The 11547-nt window shown below is 46.5% G+C and carries 24 protein-coding genes; 23 read left to right on the plus strand and 1 reads right to left on the minus strand.

The genetic code is table 11. The annotated features are described in order from the left end of the window. Positions 1–12: 12 nt before the first annotated feature. The 15 genes from EIZ37_RS00205 to EIZ37_RS00260 all read left to right on the plus strand — a co-directional run bounded on the left by EIZ37_RS00205 (position 13) and on the right by EIZ37_RS00260 (position 7112). The gene (locus EIZ37_RS00205; RefSeq protein WP_134682541.1) at positions 13–954 is read left to right on the plus strand and encodes a hypothetical protein; all 942 of its coding nucleotides are present in this window, start codon (positions 13–15) and stop codon (positions 952–954) included. Next, positions 932–1372, plus strand: a complete 441-nt coding sequence (locus EIZ37_RS00210; RefSeq protein WP_134682542.1) for a DUF5651 domain-containing protein — start codon at positions 932–934, stop codon at positions 1370–1372. The genes EIZ37_RS00205 and EIZ37_RS00210 overlap by 23 nt, the downstream gene beginning before the upstream one ends. 31 nt (positions 1373–1403) lie before the next feature. Continuing rightward, complete coding sequence (locus EIZ37_RS00215; RefSeq protein ID WP_134682543.1) at positions 1404–1619, plus strand: hypothetical protein; 216 nt, start codon at positions 1404–1406, stop codon at positions 1617–1619. 41 nt (positions 1620–1660) lie between these two features. Beyond that, positions 1661–2107, plus strand: coding sequence for a hypothetical protein (locus tag EIZ37_RS00220; RefSeq protein WP_134682544.1), 447 nt, complete (start codon positions 1661–1663; stop codon positions 2105–2107). A 159-nt stretch (positions 2108–2266) separates the two neighbouring features. Continuing rightward, the gene (locus EIZ37_RS25780) at positions 2267–2407 is read left to right on the plus strand and encodes a hypothetical protein (RefSeq protein ID WP_167568548.1); all 141 of its coding nucleotides are present in this window, start codon (positions 2267–2269) and stop codon (positions 2405–2407) included. A gap of 24 nt (positions 2408–2431) precedes the next feature. Continuing rightward, complete coding sequence (locus EIZ37_RS00225) at positions 2432–3001, plus strand: hypothetical protein (RefSeq protein WP_134682545.1); 570 nt, start codon at positions 2432–2434, stop codon at positions 2999–3001. Between the two features lie 475 nt (positions 3002–3476). Then, positions 3477–3995, plus strand: coding sequence for a spore protease YyaC (gene yyaC, locus EIZ37_RS00230; protein ID WP_134682546.1), 519 nt, complete (start codon positions 3477–3479; stop codon positions 3993–3995). A gap of 223 nt (positions 3996–4218) precedes the next feature. Beyond that, the gene (locus EIZ37_RS26665) at positions 4219–4482 is read left to right on the plus strand and encodes an HNH endonuclease (protein ID WP_167568550.1); all 264 of its coding nucleotides are present in this window, start codon (positions 4219–4221) and stop codon (positions 4480–4482) included. A gap of 94 nt (positions 4483–4576) precedes the next feature. After that, positions 4577–4750: a hypothetical protein gene (locus EIZ37_RS25785; protein WP_167568552.1), complete on the plus strand. Its 174-nt coding sequence runs from the start codon at positions 4577–4579 to the stop codon at positions 4748–4750. Positions 4751–4769: 19 nt separating this feature from the next. After that, a complete protein-coding gene (locus tag EIZ37_RS00240; RefSeq protein WP_134682548.1) occupies positions 4770–4994 on the plus strand; it encodes a hypothetical protein in 225 nt (74 codons plus the stop codon). 25 nt (positions 4995–5019) lie between these two features. Then, positions 5020–5316 (plus strand): hypothetical protein, encoded by a 297-nt coding sequence (locus tag EIZ37_RS00245; protein ID WP_134682549.1) that lies wholly within the window; start codon positions 5020–5022, stop codon positions 5314–5316. Positions 5317–5339: 23 nt separating this feature from the next. Then, positions 5340–5870 (plus strand): hypothetical protein, encoded by a 531-nt coding sequence (locus EIZ37_RS00250; protein ID WP_134682550.1) that lies wholly within the window; start codon positions 5340–5342, stop codon positions 5868–5870. Positions 5871–5909: 39 nt separating this feature from the next. Further along, complete coding sequence (locus tag EIZ37_RS00255; RefSeq protein WP_134682551.1) at positions 5910–6167, plus strand: hypothetical protein; 258 nt, start codon at positions 5910–5912, stop codon at positions 6165–6167. A gap of 444 nt (positions 6168–6611) precedes the next feature. Then, complete coding sequence (locus tag EIZ37_RS25790) at positions 6612–6758, plus strand: hypothetical protein (protein ID WP_167568554.1); 147 nt, start codon at positions 6612–6614, stop codon at positions 6756–6758. Positions 6759–6770: 12 nt separating this feature from the next. Next, entirely contained in the window at positions 6771–7112 is a 342-nt protein-coding gene (locus tag EIZ37_RS00260; protein ID WP_134682552.1) for a hypothetical protein, read from the plus strand. A gap of 60 nt (positions 7113–7172) precedes the next feature. Here the strand turns inward: EIZ37_RS00260 and EIZ37_RS00265 are convergent, their stop codons facing one another. Continuing rightward, a complete protein-coding gene (locus tag EIZ37_RS00265; RefSeq protein ID WP_134682553.1) occupies positions 7173–7373 on the minus strand; it encodes a hypothetical protein in 201 nt (66 codons plus the stop codon). A gap of 547 nt (positions 7374–7920) precedes the next feature. Between EIZ37_RS00265 and EIZ37_RS00270 the strand changes: the two genes are divergently transcribed. The 8 genes from EIZ37_RS00270 (at position 7921) to EIZ37_RS00300 (ending at position 11539) form a co-directional block, all read left to right on the plus strand. Then, positions 7921–8151 carry a DUF1653 domain-containing protein gene (locus tag EIZ37_RS00270; RefSeq protein ID WP_134682554.1) on the plus strand — a complete coding sequence of 77 codons (231 nt, stop codon included), beginning with the start codon at positions 7921–7923 and terminating at the stop codon, positions 8149–8151. Between the two features lie 19 nt (positions 8152–8170). Beyond that, positions 8171–8359, plus strand: a complete 189-nt coding sequence (locus EIZ37_RS00275; protein ID WP_134682555.1) for a hypothetical protein — start codon at positions 8171–8173, stop codon at positions 8357–8359. A gap of 369 nt (positions 8360–8728) precedes the next feature. Continuing rightward, positions 8729–9349: a hypothetical protein gene (locus EIZ37_RS00280; RefSeq protein ID WP_134682556.1), complete on the plus strand. Its 621-nt coding sequence runs from the start codon at positions 8729–8731 to the stop codon at positions 9347–9349. 23 nt (positions 9350–9372) lie between these two features. Beyond that, the gene (locus EIZ37_RS00285) at positions 9373–9780 is read left to right on the plus strand and encodes a DUF3307 domain-containing protein (protein ID WP_134682557.1); all 408 of its coding nucleotides are present in this window, start codon (positions 9373–9375) and stop codon (positions 9778–9780) included. Positions 9781–9793: 13 nt separating this feature from the next. Then, positions 9794–9949 carry a hypothetical protein gene (locus tag EIZ37_RS25795; RefSeq protein WP_167568556.1) on the plus strand — a complete coding sequence of 52 codons (156 nt, stop codon included), beginning with the start codon at positions 9794–9796 and terminating at the stop codon, positions 9947–9949. A 14-nt stretch (positions 9950–9963) separates the two neighbouring features. Beyond that, on the plus strand, positions 9964–10416 hold the full coding sequence (locus EIZ37_RS00290) for a hypothetical protein (RefSeq protein WP_134682558.1): 453 nt from the start codon (positions 9964–9966) through the stop codon (positions 10414–10416). Continuing rightward, positions 10413–10682: a hypothetical protein gene (locus tag EIZ37_RS00295; protein ID WP_134682559.1), complete on the plus strand. Its 270-nt coding sequence runs from the start codon at positions 10413–10415 to the stop codon at positions 10680–10682. Before EIZ37_RS00290 ends, EIZ37_RS00295 begins: the two co-directional genes overlap by 4 nt. A gap of 2 nt (positions 10683–10684) precedes the next feature. Further along, positions 10685–11539 carry a trypsin-like peptidase domain-containing protein gene (locus EIZ37_RS00300; RefSeq protein WP_134682560.1) on the plus strand — a complete coding sequence of 285 codons (855 nt, stop codon included), beginning with the start codon at positions 10685–10687 and terminating at the stop codon, positions 11537–11539. Positions 11540–11547 lie beyond the last annotated feature (8 nt).

Genomic DNA, 11547 nt, shown 5'->3' on the forward strand with positions numbered 1-11547 from the left:
GGGGCATGACCAATGTTTCAGATAGATCCGTACAACATATTGGCGAATAAGCGAGTTACGCTTTGCGATTGGGTATGGGATGAAGTCTATGAGATTGAAAAGGCATTGCAATATCTGGAACAAGAAACGGGCACAAAGGTTGTGCAAAGTGGTCGAGTGATTGCGGTCCGGTCTACGGATGTGGACCGCCTCTACTCCTCCTTTAAATCCTCAATCTACATGAGCAAGTACAAAGACATGGACAATCGCCGCCGATTCCTGGATCAAATGGTTAAGCAAGGGCATTCGTATGAACCGATCAGAGGAGAAAGCATCCTCTTTCTCTACGTCGGGGTAGGGAAACCAGTATACGACCACCTTACAACCTATACTGTCGGCAGACCGACGAGGATCGCCGCTGGACAGCGTGCAAACCTTCCCTGGGGGTATGAGGTACCAGCCGGAGCAAAGGACCCTTCACAGAGTTCACACGAGGGCATGGAGGCAGTCAACAATGTGATCCGAAAAATCAGACGAGAGGGTGACAACATTTCACCCGAACGCCTGGAGGATGCAAGATCGCTTTTGCCAGTGGGTTACGTAATGCCACCGTTTCTCCTGGAGTATTCGGAGGAAGCGTTGATCAAAACGGTTTTCACCCAGCGTTTATTTGAACGGGGAGCGCAGGGGGCAACCGTCGAGATCGTAGACGATATGTGGCGCTGCTGTCTCAAGATTGACAAGGAGAAGTGGGAATATCTTTACGATTACCACGGCCCGCACATTCACCTTTGGACAAAAGCCATGCGAGCATTGAGAGACAAGTCATTCACCTATGAGCAATTGACAAGCCGAGCCAAAGAACCCTGGGAAAGCCTTTACGAGCTGATCATGCAGACAGTCGGCAAAGAAGGTAGAACGATGTGGGACAGAATCGCGGAGGGGAAAGCTGATGAGCAAGTATCTAACCAATGACCAGAGGGCAATTATCGCCCTCCTCGGCTTGCCGACAGAGTACCTGGAAGAAGCGGAACACGAAAAAATGGAACGGATCTTCAAACCAGGATTGAAAGAATTACGAGCGGGGCGCACCTGGATTATCAAAGGGATTATGAAAGTGCTTGATGGGTGCGATCCGATGGAAATGAAGAACTTCGAGAAATTGAAGAAAAATTACCGTATCAAGCTGGTACCGAGAACAAGCAGAGATCCGAATTATCTGTTGTTCAAAGAGGACGATATTTGGGCATTAGTAGAGCACGCGGTGACTCAAAATTGCGTTGGTTGCAAGAAAACGGATTGGAAGAAATGCGAACTGCGAAAGATCTTCATGTCGTCCATGGAAGTACCCGCAGCTCACAACGAAACGAATCAGTGCCAATACTGCCAATAGAACCGATTGTAAGATGAACGGAGGAAACAAAATGGTTAATAAATTCACATGGTTTGTGGTAAAAACCCCAACTGACAAAGGGTGGCGAGTAACTGCGGACCAATTTGTAACGAAAAGCGATCAACTGTTACACGATGCGAGTAAATATTCAAATCCAGAGAGGCAGGCAAAACGGATTGCAAAACAGGTAAGCGAACAGATAGGCATCCCTGTTATGGATTGGGATCGCGACCGCTTTATTGGTTGAAGGGAGAACGGCTTAACTGTTAAGGGAAAGGGGCTTGGGAGGTGGGTCCTCTGGTTGAAGACATAGACAAGGCCATCCTGGAAGAGACTACTCAGGCGATAATGGACTACTCCTATCGACTAGCGCAGATCGATATGTTAGAGGCGCAGTTGAGTTACGCTGGAGAGAGCGGCTTAACATCCGGCTATGGGATTGAAGCAAGTCTACCGAAACCACAGGGAACCAACAGCGATAAAGTTCAGCGCGAAGCATTACGGCGGGAACGGAAAGCGCGGTTGTTAAAGACCTATAAGGATTCGGTCTATCGGGTGGAAACCGCGCTGGATCAGCTCACCGACGACAAGCAGATTGTAATAATAGAGAACCTTATGGATGGGATTCATAAGCGTTTGATCGCCAAGATATTGCGCGTTTCTCCCTCAAAGTATTACGAAATGGAAAAGGCAGCTATAAGAAATATGGCTCAACTCATGTATATGAAAAAGTAAGGAGGACAAGAACCTCCTTCTTTTTTTATACGCACTATTAACACATAGTGTGTAAAATTTGCCACAAAAAATGTAAAAAGGTATTGACTTGCACGTGTCGTGTAATTATGATGAGTGTGTAGACGCACCAAACAACAAAAAAATGGAAATGAGGAGGGGATGAAACTGAGATTGCTGCTTTTCTTTTATTACGTGTCCGTCATGTTGATATGGTTTTGGATCGCATCGATGATTTTGGAAGCGTGGGAGCGGCGTAAATCAAGACGTAAGGTAACTGGAGAGAACCGGTCGCAGGCATAATGTGTAAAAACAAAGGAGGAAGCAATGATGGAGAACACAGTGGAAATGATTGATTTGGACGATGTGATAATAAGCGGAATGGACGATGATATCACGTACACCTACGAGAAAGATGGGGTCCAATACGGATTTACACGAAGTGGGGATATCATCATGACCGATCGTTACGACAGTGAGGGAGAACGCGGGTTAACCTGGTGCTTTGCCCTGGATACGATAATACATCTTCACGATGCTGGGAAAGAAACGGACCTTTACACACTCGATAATTTGTACACAGCTGCACAAACTGCATTCCAAATTGCATCACTAGAAGAGATCCCAGATGCTTATCAAGGCAGGATTTGGTGGGGAGAATATCCCGCTTGGCAACACGCCTATAACCGGATAAAGCGGGAGCATCCGCGCGGAAGAGAGCCGATAATATTGCTTGCAGATGAAATGAATAAACGTGGATATGGCTTTGTAACCCGAGAGGAATTTTACAGCTCAGTTGCAGACCTGTTAGGCAAATACCGTGTGAAATCCTCAGTTGAGAGAATAAGCGACGAGTGGTATCGAATCGTCCTCAAAGATTGGAGTGAGGAACAATGATAGCCGCGAATGACGAAATAATAGATCCGTTGGTGTTGAACGACGAGCTGCTGGACCATCTTGGGAAGTATTACACCAGTGAAATGGTATCGATTTGTAAGCCTTGGATAAGAGAGATCCCCTTTGAAATATGGCTGGATAGACAACTCACGAGATTAAGGGGTTTTAGAGAAAATGACATGTTGGGACCGATTGGCAAAGTTTTTGAGTGAAAATAGCCTGGGGCGTAGCCAACAATCTATGCCCCAGGAAAGGGATAGGGATGGGGAAAACAGTGAAGTCGCTAGTGAAGAATTGTTGCAAATGCCCTCGATCACTAAAGGTGGGCAAAACACCAATAGTCTTTGATCGGACAGGCACCTATTGCGTTACCTGCTGGACGGAACGTAATCAGGAAATTTACTCATGGACAGATCAGATGGAACGCATTGCGGAATTACCGATTTTAACAGGAACCTAGGGGGAGCGAGAACGGATGAATAACTACTCGATCACATTACGCAATTTGTTGCCAAAAGAAAAGCCAGTATTGTTTTTCTGCATAGGAACAGATCGAAGTACAGGCGATTCGTTGGGGCCGCTAGTAGGAAAGAAGCTGAGCGAAAAGGGATTACCCGTGTTTGGAACCATTGATGATCCGGTTCATGCGGCAAACATTGCGGACACAATTGAAATCGTAAAACAGGACTATCCTGACCATACCATAGTGGCGATTGATGCAGCTCTCGGGCGGGATATCGGAGCTATAAAGATAAAGCCAGGACCAGTAAAACCAGGCGCAGGAGTTCATAAACAGCTGCCGGAAGTCGGAGACGTTCATATTATTGGCGTGGTAAATATCGCAGGATTCATGGAATATTTCGTTCTTCAAAACACGAGATTAGCCCTGGTCATGAAAATGGCTGATGAAATAGCGGCAAGCTGCATGGAAGCACTAAAAACCGGAGAGGGGGAGCAGGATGATGGTTCCTTACGACTTACTACCGTTGTATAGAAAGAGAATAACCGTCCCCGAAAAAGAAAGAAAAATATGGACTGCCGCATTCTAAGGGCCAAACAATCTAAAACAGCATCGAAAGCGGTGGGAACATTTGATAGGAGATTACAATCCAGTTCCAAAACCGAATCACAAGCGACAGTCTCCGACCAGGAAAGAGCAGGGAGAGATAAGCAAGGACATTTATAGGGAAGTCAACGAGCGCGATGAGGAGAGCTGCGTGCTGTGTGGATTTCCCTTTGTTCGTCGGTCCATCCCATACACCCTGGATTGCCATCACATTGTATTTCGGTCCCAGGGAGGGGTTGGAGAACCAAAGAACCTGGCAATGCTATGCGGGCCTGTTACTCAAACGGGAACATGCCACCATGCCGCGCACAGCGAGCGAGCCGCAGAGATTCGGAAGATCCTCCAGGGCTACATCGAGTGGATCTATAAGCCAAAGGAAGTGGCAGCGGAATTTGATATCGGGGAAATGTGGTGAAACGAATGTTCATGCTGCTGTCATTAGGCGTGATATTCATCGCATTCGGAATAGGATTATGGGTAGGCGATCAGATAGGAAGGGGGAACGAATGATGAAAAAACCAAGAGTGGTTAAAGCCATAATCACACGCACCGTTGTAGAAAAGGCAACGGTCGTATTGGATCAGGAAGGAAATGTCGAGGAGATCCAGGACATTCACGAGGAGATTAGTTGGGATAATGCGGAGGTACATGCCGTGACTACGGTGATAACTGAACACCCATGAATGAGCAGGGGGAGAACGGATGAAGCGGATGAAAGAAAACATCATGGAAATCACGCCTATACGTTGTGAAGTTACCTATCCCCAAAAAGGGAGGGGAAAGCGACCAATAACCAAAAAAGGAAATGCGGTAGGGGTTTATGCGAATCCTTATTGGCACCCGTATATGTACCACGCATATCACATCGTTTTCGATGATGGAACCAAAGATACGCTGCATTGGAAAGAAGTCAAGTTTTATAAATAGTTCTTGAGGAGAATGGGGGATTCAAATGGATGAGGTGCAAGCCTTCATAGCGAGAAATAAACATCAATTTGGGTACATCATGGGTGAAGCTAGTCGGCAGTGGGCCGCGATTGATCCGGTTGGGGCATTGACTGTCGGGCCCTGCGTAAAGCAAGTCGAGGTTTACGGAGAATACTTCAAGTTGGTTGACGCTAATGAGCGGATGCATAAAGCGTTGGAAGAACTGTTGCTGGCGTTTGATGTAGGGGATATGGCGCACACGTCAGTGAACGGGAGAGGGTATGCCGCAATCGAGGAAGCGCGGAAAGCATTGGGTGTTTAACACAACTCACAAAACGGGGTGAAATGATGGGCATTCAATACCGGAAAATAGACGAGGAAATGACCGAGCAACAGATCATCGAAACGCTGGCAACTAAGGTGATGGGGTGGAAATTAATGCCCGATGCAGCATACCGCATGAATCACAAAGAATGGACGGAGTGGTTAGGTGATGAGTCGAATTACCCGAACCTGTCGAAAGAGGGCGACGAATACATTCTATGGCTCGCTCCAAGGAAAAACGGTGCGCAATGGAATCCACTCAAAAACACAGCCGATGCGATTGAATTAGCAGAAAGAGCTTTCGGTGAAGAGTGGAATTTGCAAAAGCATGATGGCGGGTATTCCTTCAAAGGAGTTACGTCCGATGGAAAAGTAGGACGATCATATCACGAGGAAACAAAGCAAGAAGCCATTTGTAACGCGGTAATGCAGATCTTGAGCGAAGGCTGCAACTACATCGGTAAATGCGTTTGTTGCAATGAGGATGAAGAATTGCTGCCAGTGGAAGAAGGCGGCATTTGCCAAGATTGCGCAACACTTGGTGAGCCCTAATACGCAAAAACAATTTTATGATAAACGGGAGGGGTAAAGATGGATTTTAAAATTTTTCAAGTTGGCGAAGATTATTCAACTTACATTGTCGCCCAGACAAAAGAAGAAGCTTTGGAATATCACAACTCAATGGTTGATGCGGAATGGCATGAAACACTTGAAGGCGTGACAGAAGTCCCATTGGACAAAAAAGGGCGATTTGAAGCAGAAGAGGGCTATCAAGATTTGACATTCGGTGAGTTCTTGGGTTCGGATTTTGTTTATGAAAAGCCTGTGGTGATTTGTTGGAACGAATGATTCACCACATTACTTGTGGTGAACGGAGGAAGGGAATGAAAGAAATCGATTACGGTAGCGTTGACGTTGACAAGACGGGACCAATATTAACAGTCGTTTGGAACAACAAGGTAAGCATATCGTTACTAGGCGGCCAATGGTATACCACAGACTTAAGTGATCAATCATACATTTCACTTATAAAGCGGTCGCTTAAGCGAGAGTGGAAAATACGGCAGCAATATTCAAATGAGATCGTTCACCACAATGGATATTGAAGAATGCGGGAGGTAAACAGGAATGCTAATACAGCTTAACCGAATCTACCGGATCACATCAGATGAATACAATGTCACCTTATCAGTTTAAGTAGAACCAAAAGAAACGACGAAAGAACGGAAGCAGCAAGATAGCTGGCGACCACTCGGGTATTACCCTAACCTGGAGCAAGCATGCATCGCCATTTTGAATAAAGATATCGCGGGATCAGATGCTCAGTCTATTGAAGAACTTCTCACCGCGATCCAGGAAGCGAAAGCGGAGCTGGTGAAGGTGATCTACGAGAATGGATTCCAGGGAACCAACGATAAGCAGCTATTGTCGGTTGGTTAGAGGAGGCGCAACATGGAACCGACCAAGATACAACTAGAAAAGCACCTTAATGATCCGTTATACAAGAAAGCCGCTGAAATATGGCTGGAGACGCATAGGGAACAGATCATGAAAGGGGCAGAGAAATACCCCGAACCTCTAGGGAAAGCCAAGTGGACCCCAAAGCAGCTGGTCAAGCATGCCCTTCAAGAAAATGCCGATCAGGTCAACTATATTGTGTACTTAGGGCAGCAAGCGGATGAAATGGAAGAGGATATACGCTGGTTGCTGGATAACGTTGAGAAGATGAACGATAAAATGGATTGGTCAAGATGGGAAAGAATCATAGAAAAATATTACGATGACCATTCTTAGATAAAGCGGAATATCCCGCCACAGGTAAATAAAAGCGGCGGGATTTCCGGTACCAGCTCATCAGCTGCCTTGCTGAATGATGGTGAAGAATTGTCGGATGTGCTTATCCTGGATGCCGAAGGTCTTTAAAACACCTGCGAGAAGAGTTAGGCGGGTATCCTGTTCGACGCTATCGATTAGATCAGCCACACAATCAGTTGAGCAGCTGTTTTCCTCCAGGGCAGACATGATCTCACCGTAAGCCTTTTGTTGCTTGTCCATAAATACATTTCTCCTCTCGTGTGGAAATAAAAAATCCCGTCAAAGTATTTTCTACCAATCTCACATTGTGAATTTCATCATTATCAAAGGGCAGACGGGTGCCTCATTGATATGAATCGGTCACATTAAGCTCAGTCTTGGACAGACTTCTCCCTGCTGGGAGTCCGCTTAATTTCTACTGTGAGATAAATAAAAAAATACTTTAACGGGATTGTTCGGCGTAAATTGCGATCCGCAATAAGGTAGCGGAATCCGTTAATATCTAATCTGTTATAAAAAATATACAAAAAATCAGTAGATGTTATTTATTCAGTTGTATCGACAATTATGCACGATACGTAAAAAAGTGTCAAGCATTACCAATTATTAATGTACATCAAGACAGAAAAAACACACGATACATGCTATACAGAACGAACAGAATGTACAGGATAGACGAGATTTGAAAGGGAAAAATCATTCGTGATACAATGGCTCCAGACAAGTAAATCACAAGGAGCTAGGGCAAACACGCCTAGCTCTTTTTTGTTTGAGCGGGGGGAATAGGATGGCAAGAGTGGGGTTGTATAAGCATTACTCAGGCGATCAGTATTGGGTGCAAGGGGTCATGGAGGCACACAACATCCCAGGGATCGAGGATGGAACGCCAATGGTTGCATATCGATCTATAGAGACATTGAAACTCTATGTGCAGCCGCAAAGCTCTTTCGATGAGCTGGTGAGTCCGGGGAAAGGGAAACGAAAAGTGCCGCGATTTACGCGAGTAGAGAACGTGTAGACGATGGAGGCGAAACGGAATGAAAACGTATGAAGATTACCTGTACGAATATATCGACATACCCAGACTGGAAGACAGGATGAAGGATCTGGAGGATTGGATCAGCAAAGGTGGAACGGTGTACGAAATGGATCGTATGATAAGCGAGTATAATACCCTCAGATTGATCCAAAGTCAGGCTGTTAACGCACAGCAAAAACGATACTAAAGTTTACATCAACGAAACGAATCAAATGCCCACTAACAATCGAAAAAGTCGATTACATCAAGACAAACAACCACGTTTACACCTGGCTTACGTGTCAACCACGTCACCAGGAAGCGCTTAGGTCAAAATAAGCCGCGTTTCTCTCGCTTTGACAGGAGAACAACGCGGCTTTTCTTATGGGCGTATATGGCGGTTCAGCGCGATCTGAAAGGGAGGCTCACCAAGGTAAGGCACATTCTTGTGGAGGGTGAGCTATGCAATGGGTGTGGTATCAACGTGCCTTTGTTTTTCAGTTACAACCCCCTTTATCTGCCGCTCAGCAATGGGCGGCTTTTTTATAACAAAGATACGAAGCGGAGGAGAACGGAAATGTCGGATGTATCACTCAAGATCAACAATGCAAAAGGCGCAAATGCGGAGTTATCAGTAACGAATGCGGAATCCCAGCACGTAACGGCGATCATTTCGGGTGTTTTCGGCGTGCTGATTGACCGTCCATCGAGAGAGCTGCATGGCTGCGGTACTGGAAAACCTGTGTGCAGCGGATCAGAAACAGCTGCAAAGGTCGAAACAAAGGCGCTAGAAGCTCCAAAGGCTCCACCGATCCAGGTCCAGAAGGTTGAAACCAACATCCAGGTACCGAACACCACAGAGGTGAAGCAAAACCCTGTGATTTCCCGACCAAAGCAGCTTCCAGTGATCAACGGGGAACGGACGCTCATGCAGAACCTGGGAGAGAAAATGCGGGAGATCGGCATCGTGAACAGCGATAGACCTATGCCTTTCGAGACAAACGGGAAGATGGTCTATCCCACACGCTATGTATGTGAATGCGGTGACGCTGGCATCCGGTTCAATGCGGAAGAGAATGAATACACCAAGTGTCGGGCGTGTAACACGAAGCTACGCCTCCGGTTTGCTACACCAGGAGGGATTGAGCAGCCGGACGAGAACGGCATGTATTTTGTAGCTGACGCTCCTTATGAGTGATCGGTGAACTGGAGGGAAAACGGATGGATCTCACATTATTCTGCACAGCTTTCATATTGCAGTTGGTTGGTCATCGGATCGGTGATTATCTGCTGCAGACGGATTGGCAGGCGAATAACAAAACGAAGCATAACGGTGCGTTAGTAGAGCATGTAACCGTCTATTCGATCACAATCGGATTGATCATGCTACTAGCGTTTGATTGGATCATAGCCATGTGTGTGTTCGCGCTCACGTTCCTGGAACACCTATGGATCGATACCCGCAAGCCAGTGATTGCCTGGAAGAACTTCCTGGAGAGGCGATTAGCTGGACGAAAAGACTACGATATCAGCACATTACCCTTTTTCGTGCTGATTGAGATCGATCAGACTTTCCATTACGTGCGGATCTTGCTGTTATCGCTGCTGATTGGTTACGGCATTGCTTAGGAAGGTGAAGGCAATGATCAAGTTCCTACCGAGTATATGGAAACGGATCACTTGCAAGCATGACTGGATATTGAAGCATCGATATATGATCGACGCTGGACTGAATCAATTGCGCTTTTACGAATGCGTCAAATGCGGCAAGAAAGAAAGAAAAACAGATTGGTATTGAACGGAGGAAATCGGATGGGCATTTACGTATGGAAGCCAGGAGTGAATCAGAAGGATGCAATCGAGGCTCTGGATCGTCTGAGTGAGAAGAGTATGCCAGATCCATCGGAACACGATGACTACCATCGCGATATAGCTATCGTTCGACAGGCGCTTGCGGATCGTGCGAAAGAGAAGGATGGAGCGTATTGGGAGCGCAATATGATCGCTCTGCTGTTGTCTAATATCATCAACTATCACACTCCACACTATGGAATTTGCGGGTGGTATCCACATCAAGGAGAGGGATTTGAAGGGTGGAGCCGCGTTCTTAGCCTGGATAATGGTAAAATCACATTCCATGTACCGGACGACTTCGACTTGGGAGATCTGCCGCAGATTGAGCCGAATTGGGATGGTCACACAACGGAAGAGAAATGGAAGTATGTCATGCATCTATGCGGCTGCAAGGATGCTGAGCCGACATGATCCTGTTCAGTATTGGCGTATTCATCGGGGCGGCAGCCGTATGGCTGATCACGCTCCTTTATTTTTGGACAGAAGAACGGTTTGGATTTCGGCCTCACGCCTTAGAATGGAACGGTTCATTTCGAGATATTAACGGCACGATACAAGTTTCGTATCAATGCCGCGTCTGCAGGGAAATCATCACGTTACGTTATCCGACAGACTTTCAACACATGATGGATGAAATGCCAACAGTAAGAGGATGTAAAAGTAAAGGGGAGGGGTAAGTATGGCAAGTAAATTTCCTGACGTAAAAAGACAGTATCAGATCGAGGCAGTCAATTACCTGGTTGATCGTGGATTCATCAAAGGGAAAGATGACGGTACTTTCGGAGTGGATGAACCGATTACTCGGGGTGATATGGCTGCTATTCTGTATCGGATTCTAACCAGTACAGAAGCTCCCCCACTTCCTGATCCAGAAGTGCCGGATAAACCCGATCCATCACCAATTGAAACGCCGCTTACCTGGTCACAGGTGCAAACGATCGCCAGTGAGGTATCGGTCAAAATCGATATGAATGGCGTTATCGGGTCCGGCACGCTTCTGCCAGGCGGCTACATTCTGACAGCAAGACACGTTGCGTGGGGCAATCCATTCTCGTTCCTAACGAAGAATAATGGCAAATGGAAAGCTGAATGGGTAGCCGACCATCCGAAAGTAGACGACGAGAAAGGCGGAATGGTTGATCTCTCGTTGTATCGCATCAAAGATCCAGATCTATACGGAAAGCTTCCATACGCTGTGCGCGATAAAAACGGTCGTGTAAATGGAAATCAAGAGCTGCTATCGGTTGTACATGGCGATGCATTCGGCAAAGTGAAGCGTGGCAAGGTAGACCGTCCATCGATTACAACGTCTATCCCTCCTATTCCGTGGATGTTTGATTGTTCCATCGACGCTAATAAGGGAGACAGCGGAGGCGGAGTATTCAACCAATTCGGTGAGCTGGTCGGCGTGATCAAGCGCGAAACAAGCGTAAATGAGCTGTTTGGATCAACCTGGAGTCGAGTGCCTGGATGTGAAGTGATTCAGTTATCCGATCCAATCGTCAAAGAGTGGCTGGATCAATTCGTCAAATAGAACAACTG

The organism is Brevibacillus migulae (genome assembly GCF_004521915.1).
Taxonomy (GTDB): Bacteria; Bacillota; Bacilli; order Brevibacillales; family Brevibacillaceae; genus Brevibacillus_F; species Brevibacillus_F migulae.

Excerpts from the sequence above, each read along its gene's own strand:
- EIZ37_RS00205 (WP_134682541.1), top strand. The coding sequence starts at position 13 with ATGTTTCAGATAGATCCGTACAACATATTGGCGAATAAGCGAGTTACG.
- EIZ37_RS00210 (WP_134682542.1), top strand. The coding sequence starts at position 932 with ATGAGCAAGTATCTAACCAATGACCAGAGGGCAATTATCGCCCTCCTC.
- EIZ37_RS00215 (WP_134682543.1), top strand. The coding sequence starts at position 1,404 with ATGGTTAATAAATTCACATGGTTTGTGGTAAAAACCCCAACTGACAAA.
- EIZ37_RS25780 (WP_167568548.1), top strand. The coding sequence starts at position 2,267 with ATGAAACTGAGATTGCTGCTTTTCTTTTATTACGTGTCCGTCATGTTG.
- EIZ37_RS00225 (WP_134682545.1), top strand. The coding sequence starts at position 2,432 with ATGATGGAGAACACAGTGGAAATGATTGATTTGGACGATGTGATAATA.
- yyaC (WP_134682546.1), top strand. The coding sequence starts at position 3,477 with ATGAATAACTACTCGATCACATTACGCAATTTGTTGCCAAAAGAAAAG.
- EIZ37_RS25785 (WP_167568552.1), top strand. The coding sequence starts at position 4,577 with ATGAAAAAACCAAGAGTGGTTAAAGCCATAATCACACGCACCGTTGTA.
- EIZ37_RS00240 (WP_134682548.1), top strand. The coding sequence starts at position 4,770 with ATGAAGCGGATGAAAGAAAACATCATGGAAATCACGCCTATACGTTGT.
- EIZ37_RS00245 (WP_134682549.1), top strand. The coding sequence starts at position 5,020 with ATGGATGAGGTGCAAGCCTTCATAGCGAGAAATAAACATCAATTTGGG.
- EIZ37_RS00250 (WP_134682550.1), top strand. The coding sequence starts at position 5,340 with ATGATGGGCATTCAATACCGGAAAATAGACGAGGAAATGACCGAGCAA.
- EIZ37_RS00255 (WP_134682551.1), top strand. The coding sequence starts at position 5,910 with ATGGATTTTAAAATTTTTCAAGTTGGCGAAGATTATTCAACTTACATT.
- EIZ37_RS00260 (WP_134682552.1), top strand. The coding sequence starts at position 6,771 with ATGGAACCGACCAAGATACAACTAGAAAAGCACCTTAATGATCCGTTA.
- EIZ37_RS00265 (WP_134682553.1), bottom strand. The coding sequence starts at position 7,373 with ATGGACAAGCAACAAAAGGCTTACGGTGAGATCATGTCTGCCCTGGAG.
- EIZ37_RS00270 (WP_134682554.1), top strand. The coding sequence starts at position 7,921 with ATGGCAAGAGTGGGGTTGTATAAGCATTACTCAGGCGATCAGTATTGG.
- EIZ37_RS00275 (WP_134682555.1), top strand. The coding sequence starts at position 8,171 with ATGAAAACGTATGAAGATTACCTGTACGAATATATCGACATACCCAGA.
- EIZ37_RS00280 (WP_134682556.1), top strand. The coding sequence starts at position 8,729 with ATGTCGGATGTATCACTCAAGATCAACAATGCAAAAGGCGCAAATGCG.
- EIZ37_RS00285 (WP_134682557.1), top strand. The coding sequence starts at position 9,373 with ATGGATCTCACATTATTCTGCACAGCTTTCATATTGCAGTTGGTTGGT.
- EIZ37_RS25795 (WP_167568556.1), top strand. The coding sequence starts at position 9,794 with ATGATCAAGTTCCTACCGAGTATATGGAAACGGATCACTTGCAAGCAT.
- EIZ37_RS00290 (WP_134682558.1), top strand. The coding sequence starts at position 9,964 with ATGGGCATTTACGTATGGAAGCCAGGAGTGAATCAGAAGGATGCAATC.
- EIZ37_RS00295 (WP_134682559.1), top strand. The coding sequence starts at position 10,413 with ATGATCCTGTTCAGTATTGGCGTATTCATCGGGGCGGCAGCCGTATGG.
- EIZ37_RS00300 (WP_134682560.1), top strand. The coding sequence starts at position 10,685 with ATGGCAAGTAAATTTCCTGACGTAAAAAGACAGTATCAGATCGAGGCA.